Here is a 26371-nt window from a genome sequence, read left to right as displayed (position 1 = left end):
CATGATGAATCTTGCCGAATACCGACGTTCAACGACGCGCTTGGCGGACTTCCTTCCCTGGGCGGCCCTCGTCGATGAGGGAATTGTTCTGAACAAGGACGGGTCGTTCCAGCGGACCGCAAAGTTTAGAGGACCGGATCTCGACAGCGCTGTGCCGGCCGAACTCGTCGCAGTCGCCGGTCGTCTGAACAACTCGCTTCGCCGCCTTGGATCTGGATGGGCGGTCTTTGTCGAGGCACAGCGGCATTCCGCGGGCGCCTATCCACAGAGCACGTTTCCCGACGTCGCATCGGCCCTGGTCGACGCGGAGCGGAGAGCGCAGTTCGAGGAAGCGGGCGCCCACTATGACTCAAGCTACTACCTGACGTTCCTCTACCTGCCGCCCGAGGAAGGCGCCGCGATGGCAGAGCGTCTTCTCTATGAAAATAGCAGCCGCACGGTCGGCGCCGACGCGAGAGAGGTCCTGAGCGGGTTTGTCGACCGGACCAACCGCATACTCCAGCTCATTGAAGGATTTATGCCGGAATGCGCCTGGCTCGATGATGAGGCAACGCTGACCTACCTGCACTCCACCGTTTCGACCAAGCGGCATCGGGTGCGCGTGCCAGAGATCCCCATGTATCTTGATGCGTTGCTGGCCGATCAGCCCCTGACCGGCGGCCTTGAGCCGACGCTGGGCGAAGCCCATGTGCGCGTCCTGACGGTTGTGGGATTCCCAACGGCGACCACACCGGGGATCCTCGACGACCTCAACCGTCTTGCGTTCCCGTACCGCTGGTCGACCCGGGCGATCATGCTCGACAAGACGGATGCGACGAAACTTCTCACCAAGATTCGTCGTCAATGGTTCGCCAAGCGGAAGTCGCTTGGTGCGATCCTCAAGGAGGTGATGACCAACGAGACTTCCGCACTTCTCGACACGGATGCGCAGAATAAGGCCATCGATGCCGACGCCGCGCTCCAGGAACTGGGAACGGACCAGATCGGCGAGGCCTTCGTCACCGCGACCGTCACCGTCTGGGACAGGGATGCGCGTGCCGCCGACGAAAAGCTGCGTCTCGTCGAGAAGGTGATTCAGGGGCGTGATTTCACCTGCATGATTGAGACGGTGAACGTGGTCGAGGCATGGCTCGGCAGCTTGCCGGGGCACGTCTATGCCAACGTCCGTCAACCCCCGGTCTCGACCCTGAACCTGGCGCATATGATTTCGCTCTCAGCGGTATGGGCGGGAGAGGCGAGGGACCATCACTTCAAGGCGCCGGCTCTGTTCTTCGGCAAGACGGAGGGATCGACCCCGTTTCGGTTCTCCCTCCATGTCGGCGATGTCGGGCACACCCTGGTCGTCGGCCCGACTGGCGCCGGCAAGTCGGTGCTGCTGGCGCTGATGGCGCTGCAGTTCCAGCGTTATCCGGGTTCGCAGATCTTCGCTTTCGATTTCGGTGGATCGATCCGGGCGGCCGCGATTGCCATGGGTGGTGACTGGCACGATCTTGGCGGCGCCGTTGCCGGAGAGGTCTCCGAGTTCGTCTCACTCCAGCCGCTCGCGAGAATTGACGATGGCGCTGAGCGCGGCTGGACGGCCGAATGGATCACCTCGATCCTGACCCGCGAACGGATTGAGGTCACCCCGGAGGTCAAGGACCACGTCTGGTCGGCCCTGACGTCGCTCGCCTCAGCGCCCCTCCCAGAACGAACCCTCACCGGACTTTCCGTACTCTTGCAGTCGAATCCGTTGAAGCGGGCGCTCCAACCTTATTGCCTGGGCGGCCCCTACGAGCGGTTGCTCGATGCCGAAAGTGAGCGTTTGGGCAAGTCCGCGGTCCAAGTCTTCGAAACCGATGGATTGATCGGTACGGGGGTCGCGCCCGCCGTCCTGTCATATCTGTTTCACCGGATCGAGGACCGATTCGATGGCCGTCCGACCCTTCTCGTCATCGATGAAGGGTGGCTCGCGCTTGATGATGCGGACTTTTCCGGCAAACTTCGCGAGTGGCTGAAGACACTGCGAAAGAAGAATGCGTCCGTCATTTTCGCAACTCAATCGCTGGCCGACGTCGACGGCTCGGGAATAGCACCCGCCATCATCGAGAGCTGTCCGACCCGGATCCTGCTCCCCAACGACCGCGCCATCGAGCCACAGATCACGGCGATCTATCGCCGCTTTGGGCTGAACGACCGCCAGATCGAGATCCTCGCCCGCGCGACACCGAAGCGGGACTACTACTGCCAGTCGCGTCGGGGCAACCGCCTGTTTGAACTCGGTCTTGGTGAGGTTGCCTTGGCGTTTGCGGCCGCCTCCTCGAAAGCCGACCAGGTGCTGATCGAGAAGGTACTGATCGAAGAGGGCGGCGAGAACTTTGTGTCTGGCTGGCTTAGAGCCCGAGACATCGGATGGGCCTGCGATCTCACCCCACATCTCACCAACCTGGAGGCCTCCTCATGAGTCTCCTCCGTCGTGTCGTGGCGGCAGGCGCCATCGCTGTCTTTCTTGCCGGAAACCCCAAGCCCTCGTCGGCGCAATGGATCGTATTCGATCCCAACAATTACGCACAGAACGTGCTGACTGCCGCGCGTAGCCTGCAGCAGATCAACAACCAGATCACCTCACTGCAAAATCAGGCGCAAATGCTGATCAACCAGGGAAGGAACCTGGCGACCCTGCCGTTCTCGTCCCTGTTACAGCTCGAGCAATCGATCCTGCGCACTCAGCAATTGCTCGGGCAGGCTCAGCGCATCGCCTACGACATCCAGCAGATCGATCGGGCGTTCTCGACGACCTACGCGCCGGCATCGTCAAGCTCGTCGGACCAGGCGCTCGTGGCCAATGCGCAAGCGCGCTGGCAGAACGCGGTCGCGGGCCTGCAGGACGCGATGCGGGTGCAGGCTACCGTCGTCGGCAATCTCGACACCAACCGAACCCAAATGTCGGCGCTCGTGACCGCAAGCCAAGGTGCAACCGGTGCACTCCAGGCAAATCAGGCAGGTAACCAACTCCTCGGATTGCAGGCGCAGCAGCTTGCCGATCTCACGGCTGTCGTTGCTGCACAGGGGCGAGCTCAAAGCCTGGAGTCCGCGCAACGTGCCGTAGCGCAGGACCAGGGCAGGGAGCAGCTCCGCCGCTTCCTTAACTCGGGCCCAAGCTATCAGCCCACAATCGTGCAGATGTTTCACTGATGATCACAGACAGGTTCAACCGCATTTTGATCGGGGTAGCCGCGCTGCTCCTCGCCTTGGCCGTCGGCGCCTGTGCCATCCAATTGCGCAGCGGCGCGGATCAGACCGTGGATCCTGCTTCGGCCATCCAGGAAACCGATCCTCTTGCAGCCAAACTCGCGCAGTGCCGCACGGTCAACTACGAGCAAAAAGATGCATGGCTCGAATGCCGCAAGGTCTGGGCCGAGAAACGGCGCCAATTCCTGGGCCAGAGGGAGGGGGGTGCACGGCCAGCGATTGATGGGACGCCGGCTAACAGCCCGATTCCACCATCACCAAAGGATCAAAGCCGCCTGCCGTCTGGATACTCCTCCGTGCCGACGCTGGGGGGCAACGAGCGATGAACAGCACCGGTGTCATCGACCAGTTCCTGGAAATCTTCACCCGTTACATCGACTCCGGATTTGGGCTGCTCGGCGGCGAGGTCGGCTATCTCGCGACCACGCTCGCAGCGATCGACATCGCACTGGCTGGGCTGTTCTGGTCCTGGGGCGGCGATGAGGACATCGTCGCTCGCCTCGTCAAGAAGACCCTGTTCGTCGGCGTCTTTGCTTATCTTATCGGCAATTGGAACAGCCTCGCCCGAATCGTGTTCGAAAGCTTTGCAGGCCTGGGCCTCAAAGCCTCCGGTACGAGCCTTTCGTCGGCGGATTTTTTGCGTCCCGGCCGGATTGCGCAGGTGGGCCTCGACGCCGGACGCCCGATCCTCGATTCAATTTCCAGCCTGATGGGCTATGTCAGCTTCTTCGAGAACTTTGTCCAAATCGTCGTCCTGCTGTTCGCCTGGATTGTGGTCCTGCTCGCCTTCTTCATCCTGGCGATCCAGCTCTTCGTCACCCTGATCGAGTTCAAGCTGGCCACGCTGGTGGGCTTCGTGCTGATCCCCTTTGGCCTGTTTGGGAAGACGGCGTTCGCCGCGGAGCGGGTGCTCGGCAACGTGATTTCTTCCGGCGTCAAGGTTTTGGTGCTGGCCGTGATCGTCGGCATCGGCTCGACGCTTTTTGCGCAGTTCACGGCGGGATTCGGTGGCAATCAGCCGACCATTGAGGGTGCGATGGCGCTGGTGTTGGGAGCGCTCTCACTGCTTGGTCTCGGCATCTTCGGACCCGGCATCGCCAACGGGATCGTTTCTGGTGGACCACAGCTCGGCGCAGGTAGCGCCGTCGGCACCGGCTTGGCTGCCGGTGGCGTGGTTGCGGCCGGAGCCGCGCTCGCAGCGGGTGGCGCCGCGCTGGCCGGAAGTGCCGTTGGGGGAAGCCGCGCCATTGCGGGCGCCGCCTCGAGCGCCTTCCGTGCAGGTGGTCTGCCCGGCGCTACCGAAGCAACTACGGCGGCTTCAGCCAGCCCCCTACGCTCTGCTGCCGTCCACTCCGGTGGACCGAGCGACAGCCCTGGTGGCAATTCAGCGTCCTCCGAAAGAGCGCCCGCGTGGGTTCGCCGCATGAAACGGACGCAAACAATCAGTCACGGAGCCTCAAGCGTTACGCAGGCCGTACGCGCTGGCGACCACGGCGGAGGCGGTGCGTCCGTCGATCTCTCACAGGGCGAGAGCTAATGCCTGCGATCACTCATCTGCTGTTCCCATTCATCTCCTGAGGTCAACGCATGTTCAAACGATCGGCCGTCCACTATGGCCGCACGCCTGCACCGGTCACCCCCTATCAACGAGCAGCTCAGGTCTGGGATGAGCGCATCGGCTCGGCACGAGTCCAGGCCAGAAACTGGCGTCTGATGGCATTCGGCTCTCTGTTCCTCTCCGCCGGCTTTGCCGCTGCGCTTGCTTGGGAGTCCGCGCGGGGCACCATCACCCCCTGGGTGGTCGAGGTGGATAATCTCGGCGAAGTGAGAGCCGTCGCACCCGCAGATGCTTCCTACCAAGCCAGCGATCCCCAGATTGCCTTTCATCTATCTCGGTTCATCGAACATGTTCGCGGCCTTCCCATGGACGCGATCGTGCTGCGCGAGGACTGGCTCCGCGCCTACGACTTCACGACGGATCGCGGCGCTGCAACCCTCAATGACTACGCGCGCAACAACGATCCCTTCGCCAAGGTTGGGAAGAGCCAGGTGGCCGTCGAGGTCTCCAGCGTCATCAGGGCCTCACCCGACAGCTTCCGGTTAGCCTGGATCGAACGACATTACGAGAATGGCCAGCTTGCTGCCTCGGAGCGGTGGAGCGCAATTCTCACGATCGTCTTGGAGCCTCCTCGCGACGTCGATCGGCTGCGCAAGAATCCGCTTGGCATTTACGTCAACGCCATCAACTGGTCGAAGGAATTGGGATGAGCACGCCCTCCATTTGTCACATCTCGGGAATGTTGCCGCGGAGCTTGGCGTCGGTTCTTCTGATCTCGATCACGGCGCTCGGCGGATGCACCACCTTCAAGCCTCCGCAGATCGGCTACGACAGCGATGTCCCGCCGCTCCCGGATCCGCCGGCGGCGAGCGACGATCGGCCGCGACCGCTCCACGTGCCGCCCTCCTGGACCCCAGCGCGCGGCGGCAAGCAGAAAGAAGCCAAGGAGCCGATCGAAAGGATCGAGAGCGCCAACGATGCGGCTCGGGTCCAGCCCCGCAAGGCCGCGTATTTCAACGCGGTGCAGGTGTTTCCGTATAGCCCGGGCGCCCTCTACCAGATCTATGCCGCACCCGGACAAATCACCGACATAGCACTCGAGCCGGGTGAGCAATTGATCGGTTCGGGACCTGTGGCTGCCGGCGATACCGTGCGATGGGTGGTCGGCGACACCGAAAGTGGCAGCGGGGATACGCGCCGCGTCCACATTATGGTCAAGCCGATCAGGCCGGAAGTCTCGACCAATCTCGTCGTCAACACCGATCGGCGCACCTACCTGCTCGAACTACGTTCCCGCGAAAAGCCGTACATGCCTTCGGTGACCTGGTTCTATCCCGAAGATCGCTCGCGTGGCCGGGCCGTGCCGCCGACGCCATTCATCCCTGATCCAACCCAGCGCCGCTATCGCTACACCATCGAGGGCGACAACCCGCCCTGGCGTCCGATCAACGCCTACGACGACGGACGCAAGGTTTACATCGAGTTCTCGCCAGGCATCGGACAGGGTGAGATGCCACCCCTTTTCGTCATCGGGCAGGACGGGAAGACCGAGCTTGTCAATTATCGCGCTTTCGGAAGCCTGCTGATCGTCGATCAGCTGTTCGCCGCCGCTGAATTGAGGCTAGGAGGTGAGAACCAGCAGAAGGTGCGCATCGTCAGAGCCGATGGGAGATCGTCATGACCGATACAAGCGGTGGTCCGCCCGATCGGAATATTGCGCCGCCGCAGTCGCAGGACGATGCTTCGAAAACCTTCCAGTTGCGTCCTGAACGTCCCGGCGTGACGCGGATCTCGCGTAGGGTCCTGATCGGAGGCACCGCCCTGGTTCTTGCCCTTATCTCTGGAGCCGTGTTCTTGGCGCTGCAATCCGGCAAGAAGAGCGCTCCTGCCTCGGAGGAGCTCTACTCGACCGATCACCACAATGTCGCCGACCAGCTTGCCGGCCTGCCGAAGGACTACACAGGCGTCTCGAAAGACGTGCCGCCGCTTGGACCGCCTTTGCCCGGCGATCTGGGGCGACTGATCGTTGCCGCGCAGACGCAGACTGGCCCATTGGCGGTTGATGCCGAGCAACAGCGTGTGAATCAGGAGAGCGAAGCGGCTCGCACCAGCAAGCTGTTCGCCTCCACGAATGTCCGGCCGCTCTCCGCAACAACGGCGTCGAATGACGCTCCTGCGAGCGGGGCGACATCATCCGACGAGACGTTCGCGCAGAACGGTCAGGACCGAAAGCTCGCGTTCGTGAATGCGGCGATCGATCGACGCACCACGAGCCCCGATCGTCTGGTCAAACCTGCATCGCCGTTCGTAGTGCAAGCAGGGGCAGTGATTCCTGGTGCGCTGCTGACAGGAGTCCGCTCAGATCTCCCTGGCGTAATCACAGCTCAGGTGACCGAGGCGGTGTACGATTCTCCTACGGGCCGCGTCCTGTTAGTTCCCCAGGGAGCACGGCTGATAGGTACGTACGATAGCCAAGTCGCATTCGGGCAATCGCGTGTGCTCCTAGTCTGGACCAGGCTGATCATGCCCAACGGCCGCTCCATCGTGCTGGAACGGCAGCCGGGAGCCGACGCTGCGGGGTATTCTGGCCTTGAGGATCAAGTCGACAATCACTGGAAGGAGTTGTTGGGCGCGGCCGCGCTCTCAACTCTGCTCGCCGTCGGGACCGAAGTGAATTCTGGGAGCGACGTCAACAACAGCAACAGCGGCATCATACAGGCGCTGCGGCGGGGAGCGGGAGATTCTCTCAATCAAACCGGTCAGCAAATCGTGCGGCGTAGCCTCAACATCCAGCCGACACTGACCATACGTCCAGGGTTTCCGGTACGGGTCATTGTGAATCGCGATCTCGTGCTTCAACCGTATAGGAGCTAAGAGCATGGCCAAACTCAAGCTCGGTGCGATCGCCGACGATAAGCCAGTCAAGGTCACGCATGAGCTTCCGGCAAAGGTACATCGCGATCTAGTCGCATATGCGGAGCTGCTTGCGCTCGAAAGCGGCCAGCCTGCCGGCGATCCCGTCAAGTTAATCGCCCCCATGTTGGCGCGCTTCATGGCGACCGACCGTACCTTCGCAAGAGCGCGCAGGCAATCTCACGTCTCAGGCGGGAAGGGTTAGCGCTCAGCTAGCAATTTGAGAAAATTGGCGAGCGCGGCATTTTCGTTGTCTTTGCGAAAAGCGCCGAAAAGCCGAGGCGGCTGTCCCAACCCCCGCAGTTCCCGACAGATCAGGCGCGAGAAGTTCGCACCCATGTCCGACTCCAGCACCAAGCCTGATGCCAAGATCCATGCTGATCAGGCTCTTGATAACGCCTCGGCTAATATCGTGTCGCTCGATCCGACGCTGATCGTCCGCACCCCACAATTTGGCGTTGAGCAAAGCCCTGGCAAAATGTTCGGGCCAACTCGGATAACATTCGTCGGTCCAATGATGGCCACCACCTCGCCGCCATAACAGGGTGGAAGCGTCACATTCCGCAGGACCTGGCGTGATCCGGAGCGTGCGCCAGTGCTTAAAGCACCGAGAACTTTCGGCAACCGTTGGTAAGATGGAACCCACCACCTTGGGACGGATACGGAGGCTCGGCGACCGCCCCGACTTTCTCCCCTCACGACCAGTACGCTACGTACCGCGTTCGGAGCGTTCTTCAGTCGCGACGATTTCAACCCCCGATCTGGCATCCTCGGTTAGATCGCAACATGTACTGAATGTCGGCATCGGTGGTTGCGCATCCAGAATTTGAACCTATTCGGGGACCATTTCCAAGTAGGCGATAGATTGCGTACGAACGGCGGCTTTTGACGGATTACTAAAGGCGCACGCCGCGAATTAGGTTGCCCTTCGGTAGGAAAACAGGGCTTCGGAAATAGTAGGCCTAGCGATGTAGCGGACCCGTGGAGGCGGAAAGCGGCGGGCCGTAGAGTCGGACTCGCTTTAGTCACCTCCGGCCCGCACCAGCCCCCGCTCGCTTTCCGGCGTCGCTTTCGATGGCTGTGTGCTGCTCATCGGATCGGTCAAATCTGAGCTGGCGGAACCCGCGCCGGGAGCCTGCATTTTGCCTTTTTGGCTGGAGTTTTCGATGGTCAGCAGCTCACTTTGGATGGACACAGAGATCATGCCCGAGGCGGCAGGCCTCCGAGGTGAGGCCCGGTGTGATGTCGCAGTCGTGGGTTCAGGTATCGCCGGACTTTCGACGGCCTACGAGCTTTGCAGGCGGGGCAAATCGGTCATTGTTATCGATCGTCAGGGAATTGCCGGCGGAATGACCGCCCGAACATCGGCTCATCTTGCTCCGCTATGCGACGATCTGACGAGCGAATTCTCGAAGCTGCGCGGCGCGGACATAGCCAAGCTGTTCTATGAAAGCCAGGCGGCCGCGGTCGACCGGATTGAGCAAGTCCAAAGAGACGAAGGCATCGCTTGCGATTTCCGCCGCCTCGACGGCTATCTCTTTCAAGGCCGGGGCATGCCGTCCGAAATCATTGATGAGGAACTGGACGCCGTGCGCGAAGTGGGGGCGCCCGTTCATCGCCTGGTCGGCGTGCCGCTCAAGGGCTGCGAAGATCGCCAGGTGCTTCGCTATCCGCAGCAAGCCACCTTCCATCCGCTCAAATATCTTGCTGGGGTCGCAGAAGCGTGCGCGAAGAACGGTGTCAAATTCTTCGCCCATAGCCCCGTCAACGAAGTTACTGAGCAGAACGGCGTTGTCTCCCTCAAAACCGAACAAGGCCGGATCATTGCGAGCGATGTGGTGGTCGCGACAAACGCATCGATTGCCGACCGCTTTCAGTTACATGCGAAAGTCGCGCCCTACCGAACCTACGTTATCACTTTCGAGGTCAAACGCGGCGAACTGCCCGATGCTCTGTATTGAGACACCGAGGACCCCTATCACTATGTGCGGCTGCAACCAGGTGACCAAGAAAACGCGTTTTTGCTTGTCGGCGGCGAAGACCATAAGAGCGGCGAAGCCAACGATGCAGAGCAGCGCTTTGCGCGTCTTGAAAGCTGGGCGCGTGAGTTGATCCCCGCCATTGGAAAAGTGACGCATCGATGGTCCGGACAGGTCCTCGATACGATCGACTATGCCGGGCTTATCGGCCGCGAGCCGGGTAGCCAGCATATCTATGTCGCGATGGGCGACTCCGGTCAGGGCCTGACCCATGGTGTGATGGGCGCCATGTTGAACACCGCGCTCATCTCGGGCGAGGACAACCCCTGGGCATCTGTCTATGAACCCGGTCGGACGCCTCTTCGCGCCGCCAAGAACTTCTTCCGCGAAAATCTGACCCTGCTCGAGAACTTTGCCGAGTATGTGGCCCCGGGCGAGATCATTTCCGCCGACGATCTCGAGCCAGGTGAGGGCGCAATCCTCCGTAAGGGTCTCGAGAAGATCGCCGCATACAAGGACAAGGGGGGCGAGCTCCATCTTCATTCGGCAAGCTGTACCCATCTCGGCTGCCACCTGCATTGGAATAGCTTCGAAAGCTGCTGGGACTGCCCGTGTCACGGCTCGATCTTTGCGCCCAATGGTCAGCCGATCAATGCGCCAGCCATCGGAGCTCTGCGGCCCATCCGACTTTGACGATTACGGGGGAGCACTTTCATTTTCAAGGACGACAATATTGAGCAAGACGATCTGCGCAGTCGCAAGACGCCCTGGGCAGCGCCCGAACGACCGCCAATAGTGCCAGTCACGTCCAGTTTCGCCTGCGATGCTCTCGTCGTCGGCGCCGGCATTACCGGCGCGCTGGTCGCCGAGCGCTTGACACGAATGGGACGCGAGGTGGTCGTCATCGATCGCGAACAGCCGAGCCTCGGCAGCACGATTGCCAGCACCGCAATGCTGCTTTGGGAAATCGATCGCCCGCTTTGCGAACTCACGCAGCTTTATGACTTCGAGCGCGCAGCCAGGGGTTACCGAGCCAGCCGTTACGCGGTTCAAGGGCTGCTCGAGTTGATCGGACGCCAAAGGATCAGATGTGCGATGTGGCCGCGATCATCGCTGTATCTTTCAGCTGAGGATGATCCGGGCCTCGTTAAGGCGGAAGCTGCCCTTCGGTCGCGGATCAATCTGCCCTCGCATTTTCTCGATCATCGTGCGCTGGCCAAGCGGTTTTCAATGATAAGGGCCGGTGCAGTTCTTTCGGAAGGCGCAGCCGAGGCGGATCCCGTCGAACTGACCCGCGGTCTTCTCGATATATCGCTTGCCCGCGGCGCGCGCCTCATGAAGGGGGACGCTGTTGCGTTTGACAATGCAGGATCGACGGTCAATGTCGGTCTTGGAAATGGTTCTCAGATCGAAGCCCACCACGTTGTGCCCGCAACGGGCTACGTTATGCCGGACATTGTACGTCCCTCCGCTCAGCAGGCGGCTTCGAGTTGAGCCATCGCAACTGTTAGCCAGCCGACAAATCTGTGGCCCGAGCAAGCTCTGATTTGGGAAGCAACGCAGAATTATCACTATGCGCGGACAACGGCTGACGGACGCATTATCTTTGGCGGCGAGGATGACCGAGAGCTCATTGAGCCCGATGCGCGGGACGCGGCGACCTTCGAAAAGGTGAGGGCGCTTAAACAACATCTCTCGGCCTTGCGGCCGCGAGCCTCGACGCAGGTGGAGTTCGGCTGGTCAGGCGCGTTCGATAGCACTGATGACGGATTGCCGCTGATCGGTGCCGTGCCTGGATGCAGGAACATTTTCGCCGCGTTCGGTTATGGCGGCAATGGCATTACCTTTAGCTTCCTCGCAGCCGAGTTGATCGGCATGCTGCTTTCAGGCGGCACGTCGCCCCTGCTCGACGATTTCGCAATCGACCGAGATGCTTTGTAATAAGCGCCCCAATCTTGTGAAGTATGTCTTCGTGGGCACCTTCGCGCCCTTCTTGCGCGCCTCTGAAAGAGCCAACCTTTCGTTCGTCCAAGACCTATCTGGAAAGTGGCGGCGTTCGGCGGCACTCGCGACGCAGACGAAACATCCCCACCGCGACCGCCAGCCACACGAGAGAAGCAGCAAGCAGGCAAATAACGAGCGAGCCCGCAGCCAGAAACAGCACGGTCAATCCAAAGGCGCCCATGGCAACGCTGCCCCACCCGGCGCCTGTGGCGTCCAGCGCCGCCGCTTGCTTGCCGCGTCGGGCGCCTTGCAGTCCTTTTCGTTGTTTGCGTTCGCGCTCGTGCTTTTCGATTAAGGTTGCGCTCGCACAAAAGATGGCCGGAAATGCGAGCATCAATCCTCCCACGGCAGGCCCGGCCAGATCGGCAACAACCCCCGCCACCACTGTCGCCAATCCGCCGAGGGCGAAGCGGGTCAGGTATTCAAAGGGCGTGCCTTCCCTGAGCGCGGCGAATTTGACTTTGACCACCATCCTCAACCTCTGTCAGCCTATCAGGACTTGCTCGAGGCCAAGCGCGATAAATAGCCAAAGCACCAGCGCAGCCAAGGTCGATTGCAGTGCGGACCAGTTGAGACGCATCAAGAGCTGACAAACAACAGCACTATACGCCGCCAATGCTATGGCGCCGAGCATCATTGACCGGCCCTCAATCGCGACATAGCTGCCGCCATGCTTGGCAAAGGCGAGGGCAAGGGTCGCAAGCGCAACCGAGGGTGCCGCGCCAAACAGGCCGGCGAAACTCTTAGGCCGCAGCACGTCGCCCACCATGGCAAACAGCGAGACGACGATGCCGCCGATCAGGAAGCGCAACGTGTAGTCCACCTTTCCTCCTTAGGACCCCGGCAACAGCATGCTGACCGCCATACCCACGATGCAAAGTGCCATGGCGACAGTCGATGCCCATCCGAGCCAATAGAGCCAACCGCGCACAAGCAGGTCGCCCATGACTTCAGGCTTTCGCACCAGCAGCATCAGCATCGCCATGACGGGTGCCGCCAAGACGCCGTTGATCACGGCGCTCCAATAGAGCGCCTTGATCGGGTCTATCGCCGTGAAATTGAGCGCGACGCCAAGTCCCACGGAGAAAGCCAGAACGCTGTAAAAGGCAACGGCCCGCTTGGGCTTGCGGGCGAGTCCAACCGGCCATTTGCGGCCTTCGCCAATTGCATAGGCGGTTGATCCAGCCAGCACCGGGACTGCCAACAAACCCGTACCAATAATCCCGAGCGCAAAGATGAGCTCGGCAAAGGGGCCGGCGATCGGCTTCAAAGCGGCGGCGGCTTGAGCCGACGACTGGACGTCGGTGATGCCCCGCTGATGAAGCGTGGCTGCGGTGGTCATGATGATCGCGATTGCTATGATGTTCGAGAACGCCATGCCGACCATTGTGTCGATCCGAATACGCCAGAGTTCGCGATCCTTCGTGCGCGCGTCCTCCTTCAGCGGTTTTTTCTTTGGATCGATGCGCTGCTCTTCGGCTTCTTGCGACGATTGCCAGATAAAGAGGTAGGGCGAGATGGTCGTACCGAGAATGGCGACCAGCGTCGTCAGAAAGGTGCCGCTCCATTCGATTTTCGGGATGACGAGACCCGCAATTGCCTCTCGCCAGGGGACTTTGACGACGGCCAGCGCAATGACGTAAGCAAAGAGAACAAGCGTCAGCCATTTGAGCACGGACACATAGCGCTGGTAGTTCATGAAAATCTGGGCCAGCACCGAGATCGCGGCAAATGCGGCGACATAGAGCGCCGCCGGACCACCGATGACAAGACGTGCCGCATCGCCCATCGCACCGAGATCGGCGGCAACATTGATCGTATTGGCGACAAACAGTAGCCCGACAAGAAACCAGATGACCCAGCCGGGATAGTTGCGGCACACATTGCCCGCAATGCCATGGCCGGTGATGCGCCCAATGCGTCCGGATATCTCCTGAATGGCCACCATCAAAGGATAGCTGAGAAGCATCGTCCAGCCGATGCCGAAGCCAAGCTGCGCGCCGGCCTGGCTATAGGTGCCAATGCCGGAGGGGTCGTCATCCGATGCGCCGGTAATGAGCCCCGGACCAAGACGTCTGAGGAAGCTATCCTTTTTCACAGACGTCTTTTCGCCGTCCCTAGCCATAAACTCCTCGTCCCCGCGATGCGAGAGATTTCTCTTCACGGCATTCGAAAACAATCAGGATCTCGCGCTCGCTCGTAAGCGACAACTAAAAAGTCCCGCGCCTTGCAAGGCGCGGGACAGGATTAAGCTTGGCAACGGGAGCCGCTTCGCTAGTGATGCCAGAAGATGGCAAGTAGCAGAATAATCGGCAGCGGTATGCCAAGAAGCCACAGAAGTGCACCTCGTCCGAAACCCATGATCTCCTCCTCAGACCGGTTGTCTTGTTTCTAAACGCAAGACCAATGGCGCCGTTCCCTGAAGGAACGTGGGGCGATCGGCTTGATTAGAGGAAAGGCGAGCGCTGTATTTTTCCGATCGCATCCTTATGCCGGTTGCTGCATCGCAGCGTGTAGCGCCCCATCGACGAGCTGTGAAACCATCGATGAGTGTACAAATTCACCCCACGAAAGCCGACATCGCAATCGCGCGCACAATCGCACGCAATACAAGGCGGGCGCCGGAAGAGGCCTCGTCACTTCTGACATGGGGCGCCGATGGTCACCTACTGACGGCCTTCGCTATCGGTTGGTGGTTCTACTGCCGTGCAAGGCCACGGGCGCAACGTGCGGCGAGCAACCATGTGCTTCTCACGACGCTCGGCGCCGTTGTGCTTCCCCATCTTTTGAAACGGCGGTTCGATCAGGTGCGGCCCGATCGCCGCACCGTGCGGGGCCACCTGCACGGCGTTCCGCTGTCCGGCCGCGCTCTCGATGCGTTTCCCTCAGGTCACGCGGTGCATGTAGGCGCCCTCGCATCCGCCGCGACCGAGCTGCCGCCGGCCAAACGAAACCTTGCCTGGGCCATCGGTGGCCTATTGGCCGGGACACGCGTCGTGTTGCTTGCGCATTGGGCGAGTGACGTGATTGCGGGCCTTGTCATGGGCGTCGTCCTTGAGCGCCTCATGCGCCTTCTGACAGGTTTCGGGCGCCTCAGCACGGAACGATAACCATGGGGCAGTTGCTCGCGCCAATCGGCAAACAGGCCGTTCATCTCTGCATTGATATGCAGCGTCTGTTCGAGCCGGGCAAGCCATGGGCGACGCCCTGGCTGGAACGTGTTTTGCCCCAAGTGACGGCGCTCGCTGCGCATGGCCCGCAACGTTCGATTTTTACCCGCTTCATTCCAGTCAGAAGCAAGGAAGAAGCTCGCGGCGTCTGGAAAGCCTATTACGGAAAATGGGAATGCGTCACGCGGGAGAAAATCGATCCCACCTTGCTGGAGCTCGTTCCGCGCTTGGCGCGCTATGTGCCGCCGGCAGCCATCATCGACCGGCAGACTTACTGCGCGTTTCGCAATGGCCGACTCCAAGCCTATCTTGATCAGCATCACGTCGATACCCTTATCGTGTCTGGCGGCGAAACCGATGTTTGCGTGTTGGCCACGGTTCTTGCCGCGGTCGACTACGGCTATCGGGTCATTCTGGCGCAAGACGCACTTTGCAGCTCATCGGACGAGAGCCATGACGCCCTGCTCGATTTGTACACCAAGCGCTTCAGCCTTCAGATCGAGGTCGCATCCGCCGAAAGCATTCTCGAAAATTGGGCGATCGGCGATTAGGAACGATCGGCTGGATAGCGCGTCAATCTAAGCTCGCGTGATTTCTATTTCCTGACGGGCGAGCAAGGAACGGTTTTCCTTCGTGAGGGAACCGGTGACACAGGCCGCTGCTTGCGGGCAGCGGCCTGATCGATAAGTCATAAGCAGGATGCGACGGTCTGGAGGAGGGGACCTTTTAAAGACCGGCGGCGCGCCGGTGCCACGAGAAACGGAAGTGTTGAACTGAAAGGGACTGCGCGAGCGGTCCCTTTTCTTTGTGCGCCCAGCATGGGCGCATTCTTATGGGTGAAAGTCCCATCGTAAGCTGATCATGGCGAGCGAAGTGAAGCGCAACTGCATGAGGGCGACCAAATGTGGGGAGGAAGCGTGGATCGAAGCTGCGGGCCGATGAACAAGAACCGGATAGAAGGCGCTGCCGACCGGGGCGAGCGGGCAATGAACCGCGAAGCTCTCGTGATCAAAGGGAAGCGGCGTAGATCCGGCGGTCGTGCAGTGAAGGAGTGCGTTCTTACCTGGGGAGACCTTGCCTCACGCCTGAAAGGGCGACGGTGTCGAGCCGGAGCGAGTAATCAGCAGAGGTCGTAATAGTCGGCGGTACGGCGAGGAGCCGGCATCCCGGCGAAGGACCGAACGAGGAGGAGCGTTAGGCACCATGCCGATGTGGGGAGCACCGCGTCAGACGCCTGCGCAAGCAGGGCGGCTCGAGGAAGGACGCGGTGAAGCCGCGTGGGCCTCGGGCAGCGACGAAGCTCGCCGCCCGCGGCATGCAAAGCAAAGCACGGGGTCGGCGCTGCTATTGGCGGCACTGACGAGAGAGAACCTGCAACGGCGTTGCAACGGGTGCGGGCCAACAAAGGCGCGGCCGGTGTCGATGGTCTGGATGTCTCAGACTGCCGAACATCTGCGTACGGCGTGGCCGATCATCCGGGAACAACTGCTGCGGGGACGTACCGGCCCAGTCCGGTACGTCGGGTGAGGATTCCCAAGCCTGAGGGTGGCGAGCGCGAGCTTGGCATCCCAACGGTGACGGATCGGCTGATCCAGCAGGCGCTGCTGCAAGTGTTGCAGCCAATCCTTGATCCCACCTTCAGCAAGCATAGCTACGGCTTCCGCCCGAGCCGAAACGCACATGACGCCGTTCTTGCGGCGCAGTCATATGTGCAATCGGGTCGCCGGATCGTGGTGGACGTAGACCTGGAGAAGTTTTTCGATCGGGTCAACCACGACATCCTCATGGACCGTCTTGAGCAACGGATCGTGGACCCCGGAGTGATCCGGTTGATCCGTGACACTTATGAACCCGACATTATGAAGCACGTCGACGATGAAATGCATGGTGATCGAGAAAAGCGATGGTCCTTGCTCAATCTCCTGAGGATACTTCAGAAGCACGAAGCCGACCTAAAGTGGGATATCCGAAACGCCGTAGACTCTCTGAAGATGGATGTCTCAGGCTCCAGCATCAGAGAAGCCAAACAACGGGCGCGGTCCATCAAGGATGAGATCGCATCGAACTTCACACGCATCAACGGCGTCGCAATCCAGATCACCGGATCGGGAAGAGCCAATGAGGTCTTAAAGAGGCAGATCGCCGAGGCGGCCCTACGCCGGCCTGAGCGAGTCTTGCTGTTCAACATGGCGATGGTCGTCATTTTGCTAATCGTGGGAGCAACATTGCTGCAATTTATTCCACTGTGGGCGTTCCCATTGCTAACAGGTTTTGTTCTGACGGCGGTGATCGTAGTGAACGCCTTTTACCTCCGCAGTATCAATCAACTAACGAACGAATCTTTCATAGAGCTGATGAAGCTTGCATCAGCCTAGGTCGCCGCAGCCCAGGGCGGGCTGAGATCGAACATCAATGGCCGATTCTCGCTTTCCACGGCACGCAGACGAACCGGGTCGAACACTCCGAGCAACTGGAGATCGCGGGAATAGTTAGTCCGAGGCTTCACGCCCCTGGGTAGTCAGCTCGTATCGATCGCCGTTCTTCGTCAACCAGCCGCCCTGGACCATATGGAATGCAAACAATTTCGTGCAAACCGGATGAAGGGCGCCCGGGTGATAGATCTGATTATTCCGCTCGACTAGGTAGCCGTAGAGCCGTGCCTGCCGCAGAGCCTTACGTACCCCTTGTGAAAGAACCAACATAACAATCATTCAAGCATCGGTTTGAGAGAGTGTTCCTAATGGCAAAGGCACAGCGTCGGCGCCGAGGGCGTGCGCCGAACCCTGTCCGAACCGACATGCACCTGATCTCGGCGGGCCGCTTCGGCGAGATGGACGGTTATGTCGGCTACATGGAGCAATACGCGACCTCGCACCACGATCTGGATGAAGACCGCGCGTTCCAGCAGGAGGTACTGAATGCAGCCCGAGCGTTGGGCCATGCCGTGAAGCTGGCCCGGAGCGGGCGGCTCGAGCATCCCGGAGCTGGTCTGTCCGATCCGGTTCCGAAGTGAAACCGCCGAGCCGTTCGACGTCCGACCGGTGCGGATGGGCTCGGCGATGCGAAGAGGGATTTTCGCTGAACATGTCCTTCGTCGTGCTCGAATTGTCGTTCGTGTTCGAAGGCGTTTCGCGGATGTTTGCGCTGCGCCATTTCCGCTCGGAGCATGCGCGGCTTGGCTGGTACGAGGCCTTCGTCCGCAGCAAGGATCCTCCCGCCTTCATGGTACTGCTCGAGGATAGTGCCGCGCTGGTCGGTATTGCGATCGCGGCCGCGGCGACTGCGATGACGGTGTTGCTGGCGCAGCCGGTCTGGGACGGCGTGGGCTCGATCCTGATCGGCATTCTGCTGGGGATGACATCAATCGGGCTTGCAAGGGAGAGCAAGAGCCTGCTAATCGGCGAGCCCGCTCACTCGTAACTTTCGGGTGTGCTGTCCATCTGCCAAGTTTAGGTAAAGAACGTTTGACGCGGGCCGCTCGGTCTTTGAAGAGCATAGCCCCACACCTTGGCGGGCCTTCACCGTCGGGCAACGCAGGTTCGCATCAACGTTTTGCTGCTCTTTCCAGGAATTCCAGTAGCGATTGAGCTACGTCGTGGAGTTCGACGAAGCGGCCGCGCAACTCGTCAGCGATCTCCGCGGTTACATCGCGCGACCAACCCTTTGCCGTATTGAACGCCACGATGCGCATCGGACGAATATATTCTCCGTCCAGCAGGTGGTTGATCAGGGTGTCGCTCTTCATCGGTCTCAGACCAAGCTCGGCCCAGCCCGCCGCCAAAGTCCTCCAGCACCAGATAGACGTCATGGTCCTCCGGACTCTGCGGCACGATGGACGGAACGGGACTCATAAAGAAGCTCTCGGTGTGTGGAACGGCTCCAAGCGCATCGCGGGTTCGAGCCTCCGGATGCCGACTAGCGCGGAGGCTTGATCCCGCGCTCTGGACTCGCGGCCTTATCGAGAAACGCCGCTATCTTGTTACTCAATCGAAAGACGGCGGCGGCGCGACGGACATGCTGGCAATTAAAGCGCAGCTCCGTAAGTATTGACGCGTACGTTTCAACTCAGCTGATAGTCCCGGCAAGCAGGAAAGCGCCGCCAAGCGCGACCAGCACAAGTCCAGGCCAATTCGATTTAATGCCGAAACCGCTCCCCGGCCTTTCAGGTTCCAGCGTCTCACCCCCAGAGCGAAGACGTTTTCGACCACTTAACCGGTCTCGCCAGATTGGCTGATACGCCATCTGGAGCACGCCCCCAAAAAAGAGGAGGACACCAAGCCATATGAAGGTCATGCCGGTCTCCTGCATCAGTGAACGTGGAGAGATGTCGCTCCACGGAGGCCTCCCATCCATTCAACGTCCGGCCGGTGCTTTTGGGATCTCATTCATCCGATTAAGTTTGGGGCAGGACCCCATCCCCTTTTGGCGCAGGATGAGACCCAGGTTCGTGCAACACGCGCTCGGGCCTCTGATCCCTCGACCCTGCGGCCGGATACGGTCAAGAACTTCGGGAAGCAGGTGCCGATGAAGCGGGCCGGACAACCCGCCGAGCTCGCCACGACTTACGTCATGTTGGCGGATCCCCTTTCAAGCTACACGTCTGGTACGACCGTGGTGGAGAGCCCTTCATCTGATCGATGTCACTGGCTCTCACACGGGCCGACGATATCGAATTCACCAGGGCACGATGAGGAATGTCTTGGAGGTCGATGAACAGGGGCAGCCTAAGATCGGGTGGTGTTTCGTTCTCGCTCAGGCTCTAGCGGCTGGTGACGTGCTGCTCGCCCAGAAGATCGCGCTCGAAACCGACGAAATGGCAGTCCTCGCGCGCGCCAACAGGTTTTCTCCGAAACCAACTCGGCCGCATCGAGTGGTGCGCCGGGCCTACTAGGCTTGCTGATGGGCGGGGACCGCCGCTTGCTTCTGCGGTCCCTTGCCGCGAAGGCGGCGGTTACGACAAGACATCGGCCTCTGAGCCAACTTCCTGTATCGGCATGGCTTAGCCGGATTTTGTCCGTGCACTGATCTCTTTGACCTTGGTCAACGTTCTTTCGAATTCCGATCGGAGATACTGCTCGTGCGCGAGGTCTGCTGGCTCCGTCAGAAATGCTACCTGTTCAATAACGATACGATTTGAAGATCGTCCGAATGTTGCGAGCGCAGCGCTGGGCTTTACCCACTTCTGCACGCGATCATACAAGTGGGGCTCATTCGTCATCGGGCGCAAGACGAGAGTTGCCGACTCACCTTAATGAGGTCGAGAGTTTCGCGGTCTGACTGCCTTTTCAAATGAAGCTCGCGCGAGTGGCCTACAATCAAACGAAGCGGCCGCGCCGAGTATGTTGGCGCGACGGCCTTCGCCTTGGGGTGGACCCGGACGGGGCAATGTCCGGTGCTCGAACGCTAGCGCTCTTGAGCATCACCGCAATCGATGTCTCGAATTAAGCTTGATGTCGCAGCTGCAAGTTAAATCTGGAACCGATTCGCAGTCGCTTCGTTCAGTGGTGCGCACGCCTCATCGACCGCCAATGGGCTGCTCCGGCGAGCCAGGGCCAGAGCCCGGCGTGCCGATCGGCTGGCCATTGGGCCTCGGCACCCGCGTCGACGCCGAACTATCACCGAAAGGAAGTGTGACTTACTTCCGGGGCTCAACGACCGTTTTTGTTGATCCGTCTGGCGCAGCCTGCATCCCCGGCGGGCTTTGACCTTGCGGGCTTTCCGGCTGTGCACCACCCGATTTTGTTTCAAGCGGTCCGGTCCAACCTTGCGGCTGCAATTGACCTTTTTCCTCGGGTGCCGAGCGTCCAGTTGGCGTGTTCATGTCCTTCTTGGAATCGGCCTCTGCTATGGCAAATCCGCACGACAACGCCCAGCAAATCGTCGTTGTCAGAATGATCCGCATTAGGACCTCCGATTGGCTGATCGTACCAAACAGGCTGGATCGGCTTCAGTTCCGTGTTGTCATGCGGGCGATCGAAACTCGCGACAAACGATATCCGCTTCGGGTCTAAGGGCGACCTCGTCGGCAGTGCCTATTATCGTAAGTCAGTCCAAGTTCGCCTATTAGCAGCCTTCATCAACCTTTTTTCCTGAGGGCGCGGGCTCAGCCCCACCAGCCGTCATCTTCTCTGATTGTTCGGAGGGTGCCGGCCGGGTTCGATCGGGCGTGCCCGTCGCCATCTTCTGTGACTGCCCGGAGGGAGCGGGCTTGGTCTGCTGTGATTGCTCGGCGGCCGTCGGCTGACCCTGCATCTGGCGTTGCGCATCCTCTGATGATGTTGCAGCACCTTCTGTTGCTTTGTTCATCGCGGTTGTAGGCGGGTGCTCCTTCGAGTCTGCCGCGGTGGAACCGGTGGTCTGTCCGGTATAGCCGGGGACGTTTCCAGAGCCCGCATCTCGGCTTGCAGTGTCACAGGGACCGGCAATGGCGGAGTTGGCGCTGAAGGCGAGCACCGCGCCCAAGATTGTAAGTCTATTGGCAGCGATCATAGCCTTTCTCCTAACGTTAGGCCTCGGAAGATCGAACAAAAGTACAGGGTCCTCTGTTCCTAAGAGCCGGACCGGAATTCGCGTTGCGCGCAGGTGAGGCCAAGCTCATCGAGCAGAGCTTGTAGACACGGTGGCCCAACTCGGACATCCGGTGAGGTCCGCTATTGCGTCGCAGTGAGGACGCATTGGTCCTCATGTGCCGCGCGAGATACTCGGGTCCTCATGTGCCGCGCGAGATGCTCGCCCTCGTCCTCCTCCCCGAACAAAATTGGCCGGAGCCGTTAGCCGTTCATGGAACGGAGGAGGAGAGATTCATGAGAGTTCTTGCAGTAGCAACGGCAATATCGTTGTCCTTTGCGTTGGTCCCCGCATGCGCCGAAGAGTCCGGATTATCCAAGACCTACAAGCAGGAGCAATCGGCTCCAGTGCAGCCAGACCGTACGCCGCAGCAATCGGACCAATCTCGCGATCAAGAGCGGTCGGGCGGCGAGAATGTTCAGATTAATCGCGACTGGAAGGCCCAAGAAAATGCCAACCGAACTGCTTCGCGAAAGCATGCGCTCTGATCTCCTGGATGATTATCTGGGCTACAGCTTTGTTTCGGCTTTTCGATCACTCCAATTTTGAGCAGCCTTTACCTCGACAGTACCGCGCTTACGGCTTGAGGAGTCGAAAGCCGAGTCGTCGAAAAGGTACTGCAAGAAGTCGGTCTAGCCATCGACTGAGAGCACGACCCGCACTTCGCAGCCATGGGACAAGGGAGACCGGGTCATCCTTCCGTTCATCTGTGCGGTCAGCAAGTTGATGAGGCGAGTCCCCAAGCCGCTCTTGACCTCGCTGGGGCAGCCGATACCGTCGTCGCGTACTGTGATCGTGACCTGGCCGCCAGTTCTGGTGATGTCCACCTCTACTGTACCCGCCTGTCCTTCCGGATAGGCGTACTTGAATGCGTTCGTCACCAGCTCGTTGACAATGAGCCCGATGGATCCTGCTTGTGAGCTCTTCACTGAGAACGATTCGCAATGCACCTGTATCGCGATCGAGCGCACTCCGCGATGAAAGTCGGCCAGACTGCCGCACAGCCGCTCCGCATAGGACGTAAGATTGACAAGGTCGCTGTCGGCGACGCGCAACGTGTCGTGCACCTTCGCGACCACCTCTACCCTCGCAACGGCGGAGGCGATCGCGGCCTGCACGGCGGGATTGGAGTCTGAGCGCGCCTGAAGACGAAGGAGCGAGATGATGGTCGCGAGATCATTTCTGGTCCGATGCGCGAGCTCCTGTAGGAGCAGGTCGCTGTATGACTTGGCCTGCGCAAGCTTGTCCAGGGTTTTACGCAAAGCCTCGGTGACCGCGGCAATCACTAGTCCCGTCACCAGGAAGACGACCAAGGGCAAGAGCGCCGAGGTCGCTGGCGGAGGCACCAAATAGGCTGTGGCTATGATCGCGCTTGCCCCGGTGGCCAGCACTCCCGATCCGTGGTCGAAGATCACCGACGCAAGAAATACCGCCGGGATAAACAGTAGCAAAGGATAGGAGTCCAGCGTGTCAAACAGCAGGAGCTTTGCGATGAACGTGATCCCGACCAGGCCGAGCGTTAAAAGGTACCGCAACCAAACCGGGTATCGCGGCGTCACGACGATCAGGCGAAGCAGCATGCTTTCCATGTCCGGTAACGTCGCCGTTCCGGCGCATGTTCCTGGATCACTTCGTTGCCGCGGCTCGATGGCCGGGCTAGTGCCAAGAGCAAGCTTCATTCAGGAAGGAGGCTGCATGCCGCTCACGCCGCTTCCTTGAGCTGCTCGGGAGCTCGCGCGGACCTGCTGCACATGCGCCGCGGCCTCTGACAGTGGTTCTAAATCGCAGGAACTATTATCGATTCGCCGCGTCAAAATGGGAGATGTGACGTGACGCTCGACACCTTTCGCCGGGACCATTTACGCCATGCGTTATGTCGCACATGCAACAGATTTGGCCAATGTGGCGCTCACCGTCTACGAGATTGAAGCTGGCTGCGATGACGACGCAAAGCGCCGCACTCAAACGTTTCTTCAAGCTCATCCGGCAATAGAGATCTGGGACGGCGTCCGGCGTGTAGCGCGCCTTACTCGCGCTGAAGCCGGCAGCGAGCAAATGTCCGACGCTGCAAAGGCGGGGCAAATGTGAGTAGGCGGCCTGATTCCAGGAAGGAAGCGCGGAGCGCTTCCCAGTCGGGAACAAACGGCAACTCGGCGCCGTTCTTGAATCGGGGCAAATTGGAGGAAAGAAATGAAAAAGGTTGTTGTTGGTTGCGCGCTGGCCGTGGGGCTCGCCGCCAGTGCTCACGCCGCGACGACCGTGATGTCTGCAGCGCCGAGTGAGAGCTGGACCGTCACCAACTACTACAAGCAGTCCGTGTACGATCCCAAGGAGAACAAGATCGGCGACGTCGATGACGTCCTTGTCGACAAGGCCGGCAAAGTCACCGGCTTGGTTGTTGGCGTCGGTGGCTTCTTGGGCGTCGGCGAGAAGGATGTCATCATTCCGTTCACCGCTGTGAAGACGGCGAAGAAGAATGACAAATGGTGGCTGACTTTGGACGAGACCAAAGACAATTTGAAGAGCGCGCCCGGCTTCAAATACGACAAAGCGAGTACAACCTGGGTTCCTGAAAAGAAGTGATCCGCCCAAAGCCCCGATCCCGATCGGGGCTTTGACATATCTGGTGCGTTCCAATGCATTGGGAGAATTCCAGCTCTCTCCAGCTCCGAAACGAGATTTTCGATCTCGTGTTCTCCGGACGAGGGACCATGGAGGGGATGCAGATGAGCCAAGCGGACGAAGACAGGGCGACGCGGGGACGGTCCCTCTTAAGGGCAATCACACGGCCGGTCAGTGGGCGCGCGCAGCGTGAGGCGTATGGTCCGCGCTGCTCGATTGCCCTCGCTGGCGGCAGCGTTCTTGCTGGGAGTGCTTATTGCGCCACGATAAGAAAGTAGCCCGCCCGCTGATCAGTCGGCGATGGACGGGCGAAGACGACGAAAGGCTGATGGAAATGACCAAAGCCCGCGTCAGCCCCTTGCGGATAGCGAGCAAACTAAAGCGCACGGTGAGTGCGATCCGCGCACGCCAACATGTGCTTCGCGGTGGCGTCGACCTCACAGAGGCGGGCGTCGACGCAGTTCCTGCCCCCGCCAGTGCCGCCGCCTCATCGCCGGTTAACACATAGGGTGACAAGCATCGGCTTTGCCGTCTCGAGCTTCGCAATGGACAACGACAATGAAAAGCTAGAGCATCAGATTGAATTGGCCACCCGTGCTGCGTCCTATATTCGTGACGAAACGACTGTACGGAGGCTGCTCCGATTTGCTGACGAGCTAAGGACGAAAATGTTTCGGTCAGCTCGGCGCCGCCGGACGACGACTCGCGCTCGCGAGCTTTGGGAAAAGGCGGGCTGCCCCTCTGGCCGGGACCTGGAATTGTGGTTCGAAGCTGAAAGGCAGATCGAAGACGAAGATCGGTCCGGCCGGGGCGGGTAGGGTAATTTTCCAGGTGGTCGGACGTCCTTTCTGAAGAGGACGTCGAAATCGTGGAAGCTCGGTCTGCCTGCAAAAGAAATTGGTTTCTTGCGCGTTGCTCAATCATGAGCGGCCGCTTCGTCAGGACATGGCCGATTCTGTTGAAAAAGGCGAAAGTAACGCCACGGCAAAAACATCGCTGAAATTAACTTAGAGCGAGCTCCGGCAAGAAAAGCCTTCGTAGTAAAGCTAGGAAGATCACCGAGCGATCCTGACTATGTTGACGCGATCCCCCACGTCCCGCTGCGTCAAACGCATCAGAAGTCTTCAGAAAATGGGCATGCTCGCGACAAAGGCCTTTTTCAACAGAATCGGCCCAAAGCAGGCCGCTCGGATCACCTCGGGAAGCCGAACGGCTTGTTGCAAGGAGACTGGTCTCGCCTTGCGTCCGAATGGACGAAGTCGCTGAAATCGCCCGCAAGGACGCGTCGCTACTAGGCGACTCGAGGAACCATTCCCGCTTCCTGGCTATTGTCCGGCTTTAGGAGGGTGAACCATGAGCGACGAAGGAACATCCGCAAGCGATCCGTCGGCATTCTCCGAGGCAACGGCCACGATCCGTGACGTCGCGCGCAGCGCTCGGCAGGCCTTGGGTCAGGGGCAGGAGCCCGGCCAATGGAAGGCCATCCTCAGAGACCTCGTTCGCGAGGCGCCGCTGCCATCTTTGGCTGTAGCGTTCATGCTGGGGGTCTTAGTCGCGCGTCGGTAGATCTCTCTGTCGGGCTGCCAACGTCCGGCCGAAGAAGACTTCTAAATGAAACCGATCCTCGCTGCGGCATGTATGGCCGTATTGGCATTTGCTTCGACCTCCGGCGCGGAGGCGAAAGGGTGCCTCGAGGGAGCTATCGTCGGCGGCGTCGCGGGGCATATGGCGGGACACGGCAAGCTTGGCGCGGCGGCCGGATGCGCGATCGGCCATCATGAGGCCAACAAGCAGAACCCGAACAACTCGAACGCCCAGGCGCCATCTAGCCGGAAGTGATCTTCGGGCTCAAGGCGCGCTGGGGGCGACATGCCAATACTGCGGTACTTCTTCCTCACCGGCGCGCTACTGCTTGCGCTGCTTTTCGCGGCAAATCGCCATCTGCCGGCGCCTAATGAGCCGGCGAGCGATGCGGGTCTGAACAAGACGTTTATCCGTATTCATTCGGCTTGGAAACCACCCGACCGGATTGTCTTCGGTACCAATAGTCGGTTGCCCGCGAGTCCTTCGCGGAGCCGGGGAGCTGCCCGCGAGTGGCCCATCGGACGACATTAAGCAGGTGCAGGAGCCAGCGCTTCCTAAGATTGCGCAAGAGAAGCATCCTTCTCCCAAGCATTCGATAGAGCGCTCGGCGAGGACGCGAGCGCACAGATTCGCCGCGACGGCGCCTGATCGACGCCTGGCATTCGATCGGCAGATCTTCTTCGGTGGATGGTGAGTATCGGACGGCTTTTTCTGATAGCGTAAGGAACGAAAGGGCCGCGCCG

Annotated in this window: 29 protein-coding genes and 3 pseudogenes; 24 read left to right on the top strand and 8 right to left on the bottom strand. The window is 60.1% G+C overall.

The features are described 5' to 3' along the window. The first annotated feature begins 1 nt into the window (after position 1). Genes trbE through NLN62_RS04665 form a run of 8 tightly spaced genes read left to right on the top strand, consistent with a single transcriptional unit; the run spans position 2 to position 7907 of the window. Complete coding sequence (gene trbE, locus NLN62_RS04700) at positions 2-2443, top strand: conjugal transfer protein TrbE (RefSeq protein ID WP_254107636.1); 2442 nt, start codon at positions 2-4, stop codon at positions 2441-2443. After that, positions 2440-3174, top strand: coding sequence for a P-type conjugative transfer protein TrbJ (gene trbJ, locus NLN62_RS04695; protein WP_254107634.1), 735 nt, complete (start codon positions 2440-2442; stop codon positions 3172-3174). The genes trbE and trbJ overlap by 4 nt, the downstream gene beginning before the upstream one ends. Continuing rightward, positions 3174-3557, top strand: coding sequence for a putative entry exclusion protein TrbK-alt (gene trbK-alt, locus NLN62_RS04690; RefSeq protein WP_254107633.1), 384 nt, complete (start codon positions 3174-3176; stop codon positions 3555-3557). The genes trbJ and trbK-alt overlap by 1 nt, the downstream gene beginning before the upstream one ends. Further along, on the top strand, positions 3554-4768 hold the full coding sequence (gene trbL, locus NLN62_RS04685) for a P-type conjugative transfer protein TrbL (RefSeq protein ID WP_254107631.1): 1215 nt from the start codon (positions 3554-3556) through the stop codon (positions 4766-4768). The genes trbK-alt and trbL overlap by 4 nt, the downstream gene beginning before the upstream one ends. Before the next feature lie 50 nt (positions 4769-4818). Further along, on the top strand, positions 4819-5499 hold the full coding sequence (gene trbF, locus NLN62_RS04680) for a conjugal transfer protein TrbF (RefSeq protein WP_254107629.1): 681 nt from the start codon (positions 4819-4821) through the stop codon (positions 5497-5499). Beyond that, positions 5496-6470: a P-type conjugative transfer protein TrbG gene (gene trbG, locus NLN62_RS04675; RefSeq protein WP_254107627.1), complete on the top strand. Its 975-nt coding sequence runs from the start codon at positions 5496-5498 to the stop codon at positions 6468-6470. The genes trbF and trbG overlap by 4 nt, the downstream gene beginning before the upstream one ends. Continuing rightward, positions 6467-7663 (top strand): TrbI/VirB10 family protein, encoded by a 1197-nt coding sequence (locus NLN62_RS04670; protein ID WP_254107625.1) that lies wholly within the window; start codon positions 6467-6469, stop codon positions 7661-7663. The genes trbG and NLN62_RS04670 overlap by 4 nt, the downstream gene beginning before the upstream one ends. 4 nt (positions 7664-7667) lie before the next feature. Further along, positions 7668-7907: a DUF2274 domain-containing protein gene (locus NLN62_RS04665; RefSeq protein ID WP_254107623.1), complete on the top strand. Its 240-nt coding sequence runs from the start codon at positions 7668-7670 to the stop codon at positions 7905-7907. Here NLN62_RS04665 and NLN62_RS04660 read toward each other — a convergent pair. Next, positions 7904-8041 carry a hypothetical protein gene (locus NLN62_RS04660; protein WP_254107622.1) on the bottom strand — a complete coding sequence of 46 codons (138 nt, stop codon included), beginning with the start codon at positions 8039-8041 and terminating at the stop codon, positions 7904-7906. The two genes, NLN62_RS04665 and NLN62_RS04660, sit on opposite strands and share 4 nt — an antisense overlap. Between NLN62_RS04660 and NLN62_RS04655 the strand changes: the two genes are divergently transcribed. From NLN62_RS04655 to NLN62_RS04645, 3 genes and pseudogenes are all read left to right on the top strand, one after another. Beyond that, positions 8040-8243, top strand: a complete 204-nt coding sequence (locus NLN62_RS04655; protein WP_254107621.1) for a hypothetical protein — start codon at positions 8040-8042, stop codon at positions 8241-8243. The genes NLN62_RS04660 and NLN62_RS04655 overlap by 2 nt on opposite strands. Before the next feature lie 625 nt (positions 8244-8868). Beyond that, a pseudogene (locus NLN62_RS04650) lies at positions 8869-10374 on the top strand (FAD-dependent oxidoreductase). A 189-nt stretch (positions 10375-10563) separates the two neighbouring features. Beyond that, positions 10564-11622: pseudogene (locus NLN62_RS04645) on the top strand (NAD(P)/FAD-dependent oxidoreductase). A 94-nt stretch (positions 11623-11716) separates the two neighbouring features. On the opposite strand, the gene NLN62_RS04640 reads toward NLN62_RS04645, so the two are convergent. The 3 genes from NLN62_RS04640 to NLN62_RS04630 are packed head-to-tail and all read right to left on the bottom strand — an operon-like array spanning position 11717 to position 13810. Beyond that, positions 11717-12157, bottom strand: a complete 441-nt coding sequence (locus tag NLN62_RS04640) for a hypothetical protein (RefSeq protein WP_254107620.1) — start codon at positions 12155-12157, stop codon at positions 11717-11719. A gap of 12 nt (positions 12158-12169) precedes the next feature. Beyond that, complete coding sequence (locus NLN62_RS04635; RefSeq protein ID WP_256575880.1) at positions 12170-12508, bottom strand: DUF3147 family protein; 339 nt, start codon at positions 12506-12508, stop codon at positions 12170-12172. Positions 12509-12517: 9 nt separating this feature from the next. Then, a complete protein-coding gene (locus NLN62_RS04630) occupies positions 12518-13810 on the bottom strand; it encodes an Nramp family divalent metal transporter (protein ID WP_254107618.1) in 1293 nt (430 codons plus the stop codon). A 421-nt stretch (positions 13811-14231) separates the two neighbouring features. Here NLN62_RS04630 and NLN62_RS04625 point away from each other — a divergent pair, with 421 nt between their 5' ends. The 5 genes from NLN62_RS04625 to NLN62_RS04605 all read left to right on the top strand — a co-directional run bounded on the left by NLN62_RS04625 (position 14232) and on the right by NLN62_RS04605 (position 18275). Continuing rightward, positions 14232-14795, top strand: coding sequence for a phosphatase PAP2 family protein (locus NLN62_RS04625; protein ID WP_254107617.1), 564 nt, complete (start codon positions 14232-14234; stop codon positions 14793-14795). Positions 14796-14797: 2 nt separating this feature from the next. Continuing rightward, positions 14798-15406: a cysteine hydrolase family protein gene (locus NLN62_RS04620; RefSeq protein WP_254107616.1), complete on the top strand. Its 609-nt coding sequence runs from the start codon at positions 14798-14800 to the stop codon at positions 15404-15406. Between the two features lie 726 nt (positions 15407-16132). Further along, entirely contained in the window at positions 16133-17230 is a 1098-nt protein-coding gene (locus NLN62_RS04615; RefSeq protein ID WP_254107615.1) for a reverse transcriptase domain-containing protein, read from the top strand. Positions 17231-17652: 422 nt separating this feature from the next. Beyond that, entirely contained in the window at positions 17653-17868 is a 216-nt protein-coding gene (locus NLN62_RS04610; RefSeq protein ID WP_254107614.1) for a hypothetical protein, read from the top strand. Between the two features lie 71 nt (positions 17869-17939). Continuing rightward, positions 17940-18275 carry a cation transporter gene (locus NLN62_RS04605; protein ID WP_254107613.1) on the top strand — a complete coding sequence of 112 codons (336 nt, stop codon included), beginning with the start codon at positions 17940-17942 and terminating at the stop codon, positions 18273-18275. Positions 18276-18399: 124 nt separating this feature from the next. Here NLN62_RS04605 and NLN62_RS04600 read toward each other — a convergent pair whose 3' ends face one another. After that, positions 18400-18600: a hypothetical protein gene (locus NLN62_RS04600; protein WP_254107612.1), complete on the bottom strand. Its 201-nt coding sequence runs from the start codon at positions 18598-18600 to the stop codon at positions 18400-18402. A 728-nt stretch (positions 18601-19328) separates the two neighbouring features. Here NLN62_RS04600 and NLN62_RS53140 point away from each other — a divergent pair. After that, positions 19329-19469 (top strand): annotated as a pseudogene (locus tag NLN62_RS53140) (SDR family oxidoreductase); the annotation flags it as partial. An 85-nt stretch (positions 19470-19554) separates the two neighbouring features. After that, the gene (locus tag NLN62_RS04590) at positions 19555-19746 is read left to right on the top strand and encodes a hypothetical protein (protein WP_254107610.1); all 192 of its coding nucleotides are present in this window, start codon (positions 19555-19557) and stop codon (positions 19744-19746) included. A 744-nt stretch (positions 19747-20490) separates the two neighbouring features. Here the strand turns inward: NLN62_RS04590 and NLN62_RS04585 are convergent. Continuing rightward, positions 20491-20757 carry a hypothetical protein gene (locus tag NLN62_RS04585; RefSeq protein ID WP_254107609.1) on the bottom strand — a complete coding sequence of 89 codons (267 nt, stop codon included), beginning with the start codon at positions 20755-20757 and terminating at the stop codon, positions 20491-20493. Between the two features lie 161 nt (positions 20758-20918). Continuing rightward, positions 20919-21344: a hypothetical protein gene (locus NLN62_RS04580; protein WP_254107608.1), complete on the bottom strand. Its 426-nt coding sequence runs from the start codon at positions 21342-21344 to the stop codon at positions 20919-20921. 314 nt (positions 21345-21658) lie between these two features. Here NLN62_RS04580 and NLN62_RS04575 point away from each other — a divergent pair, with 314 nt between their 5' ends. Then, entirely contained in the window at positions 21659-21910 is a 252-nt protein-coding gene (locus NLN62_RS04575; RefSeq protein ID WP_254107607.1) for a hypothetical protein, read from the top strand. 144 nt (positions 21911-22054) lie between these two features. Here NLN62_RS04575 and NLN62_RS04570 read toward each other — a convergent pair whose 3' ends face one another. Continuing rightward, positions 22055-23002 (bottom strand): sensor histidine kinase, encoded by a 948-nt coding sequence (locus NLN62_RS04570; protein WP_254107606.1) that lies wholly within the window; start codon positions 23000-23002, stop codon positions 22055-22057. A gap of 286 nt (positions 23003-23288) precedes the next feature. Between NLN62_RS04570 and NLN62_RS04565 the strand changes: the two genes are divergently transcribed. The 5 genes from NLN62_RS04565 (at position 23289) to NLN62_RS04550 (ending at position 25883) form a co-directional block, all read left to right on the top strand. Continuing rightward, a complete protein-coding gene (locus NLN62_RS04565; protein ID WP_254107605.1) occupies positions 23289-23510 on the top strand; it encodes a hypothetical protein in 222 nt (73 codons plus the stop codon). Between the two features lie 102 nt (positions 23511-23612). Then, positions 23613-24005, top strand: a complete 393-nt coding sequence (locus tag NLN62_RS04560) for a PRC-barrel domain-containing protein (RefSeq protein WP_254107604.1) — start codon at positions 23613-23615, stop codon at positions 24003-24005. A 452-nt stretch (positions 24006-24457) separates the two neighbouring features. After that, positions 24458-24862, top strand: coding sequence for a DUF2934 domain-containing protein (locus NLN62_RS53270; RefSeq protein ID WP_371932916.1), 405 nt, complete (start codon positions 24458-24460; stop codon positions 24860-24862). A gap of 535 nt (positions 24863-25397) precedes the next feature. Then, the gene (locus NLN62_RS04555) at positions 25398-25610 is read left to right on the top strand and encodes a hypothetical protein (RefSeq protein WP_254107602.1); all 213 of its coding nucleotides are present in this window, start codon (positions 25398-25400) and stop codon (positions 25608-25610) included. A gap of 45 nt (positions 25611-25655) precedes the next feature. Next, positions 25656-25883, top strand: a complete 228-nt coding sequence (locus NLN62_RS04550) for a hypothetical protein (protein ID WP_254107600.1) — start codon at positions 25656-25658, stop codon at positions 25881-25883. The last annotated feature ends 488 nt before the right edge of the window (positions 25884-26371 follow it).

The sequence above is a fragment of the Bradyrhizobium sp. CCGUVB23 genome, from assembly GCF_024199885.1.
Taxonomy (GTDB): Bacteria; Pseudomonadota; Alphaproteobacteria; order Rhizobiales; family Xanthobacteraceae; genus Bradyrhizobium.
Note: the sequence above shows the minus strand (reverse complement) of the source record. Positions and strands in the feature narration are given on the sequence as shown.

Excerpts from the sequence above, each read along its gene's own strand:
- NLN62_RS04550 (WP_254107600.1), top strand. The coding sequence starts at position 25,656 with ATGAAACCGATCCTCGCTGCGGCATGTATGGCCGTATTGGCATTTGCT.
- NLN62_RS04670 (WP_254107625.1), top strand. The coding sequence starts at position 6,467 with ATGACCGATACAAGCGGTGGTCCGCCCGATCGGAATATTGCGCCGCCG.
- trbJ (WP_254107634.1), top strand. The coding sequence starts at position 2,440 with ATGAGTCTCCTCCGTCGTGTCGTGGCGGCAGGCGCCATCGCTGTCTTT.
- NLN62_RS04605 (WP_254107613.1), top strand. The coding sequence starts at position 17,940 with ATGTCCTTCGTCGTGCTCGAATTGTCGTTCGTGTTCGAAGGCGTTTCG.
- NLN62_RS04600 (WP_254107612.1), bottom strand. The coding sequence starts at position 18,600 with ATGAAGAGCGACACCCTGATCAACCACCTGCTGGACGGAGAATATATT.
- NLN62_RS04610 (WP_254107614.1), top strand. The coding sequence starts at position 17,653 with ATGCACCTGATCTCGGCGGGCCGCTTCGGCGAGATGGACGGTTATGTC.
- trbF (WP_254107629.1), top strand. The coding sequence starts at position 4,819 with ATGTTCAAACGATCGGCCGTCCACTATGGCCGCACGCCTGCACCGGTC.
- NLN62_RS04570 (WP_254107606.1), bottom strand. The coding sequence starts at position 23,002 with ATGCTGCTTCGCCTGATCGTCGTGACGCCGCGATACCCGGTTTGGTTG.
- NLN62_RS04565 (WP_254107605.1), top strand. The coding sequence starts at position 23,289 with ATGCGTTATGTCGCACATGCAACAGATTTGGCCAATGTGGCGCTCACC.
- trbK-alt (WP_254107633.1), top strand. The coding sequence starts at position 3,174 with ATGATCACAGACAGGTTCAACCGCATTTTGATCGGGGTAGCCGCGCTG.
- trbE (WP_254107636.1), top strand. The coding sequence starts at position 2 with ATGATGAATCTTGCCGAATACCGACGTTCAACGACGCGCTTGGCGGAC.
- trbL (WP_254107631.1), top strand. The coding sequence starts at position 3,554 with ATGAACAGCACCGGTGTCATCGACCAGTTCCTGGAAATCTTCACCCGT.
- NLN62_RS04575 (WP_254107607.1), top strand. The coding sequence starts at position 21,659 with ATGAGAGTTCTTGCAGTAGCAACGGCAATATCGTTGTCCTTTGCGTTG.
- NLN62_RS04630 (WP_254107618.1), bottom strand. The coding sequence starts at position 13,810 with ATGGCTAGGGACGGCGAAAAGACGTCTGTGAAAAAGGATAGCTTCCTC.
- NLN62_RS04585 (WP_254107609.1), bottom strand. The coding sequence starts at position 20,757 with ATGCGGATCATTCTGACAACGACGATTTGCTGGGCGTTGTCGTGCGGA.
- NLN62_RS04555 (WP_254107602.1), top strand. The coding sequence starts at position 25,398 with ATGAGCGACGAAGGAACATCCGCAAGCGATCCGTCGGCATTCTCCGAG.
- NLN62_RS04665 (WP_254107623.1), top strand. The coding sequence starts at position 7,668 with ATGGCCAAACTCAAGCTCGGTGCGATCGCCGACGATAAGCCAGTCAAG.
- NLN62_RS04660 (WP_254107622.1), bottom strand. The coding sequence starts at position 8,041 with ATGGGTGCGAACTTCTCGCGCCTGATCTGTCGGGAACTGCGGGGGTTG.
- trbG (WP_254107627.1), top strand. The coding sequence starts at position 5,496 with ATGAGCACGCCCTCCATTTGTCACATCTCGGGAATGTTGCCGCGGAGC.
- NLN62_RS04560 (WP_254107604.1), top strand. The coding sequence starts at position 23,613 with ATGAAAAAGGTTGTTGTTGGTTGCGCGCTGGCCGTGGGGCTCGCCGCC.
- NLN62_RS04640 (WP_254107620.1), bottom strand. The coding sequence starts at position 12,157 with ATGGTGGTCAAAGTCAAATTCGCCGCGCTCAGGGAAGGCACGCCCTTT.
- NLN62_RS04580 (WP_254107608.1), bottom strand. The coding sequence starts at position 21,344 with ATGATCGCTGCCAATAGACTTACAATCTTGGGCGCGGTGCTCGCCTTC.
- NLN62_RS53270 (WP_371932916.1), top strand. The coding sequence starts at position 24,458 with ATGTGCTTCGCGGTGGCGTCGACCTCACAGAGGCGGGCGTCGACGCAG.
- NLN62_RS04655 (WP_254107621.1), top strand. The coding sequence starts at position 8,040 with ATGTCCGACTCCAGCACCAAGCCTGATGCCAAGATCCATGCTGATCAG.
- NLN62_RS04620 (WP_254107616.1), top strand. The coding sequence starts at position 14,798 with ATGGGGCAGTTGCTCGCGCCAATCGGCAAACAGGCCGTTCATCTCTGC.
- NLN62_RS04625 (WP_254107617.1), top strand. The coding sequence starts at position 14,232 with ATGAGTGTACAAATTCACCCCACGAAAGCCGACATCGCAATCGCGCGC.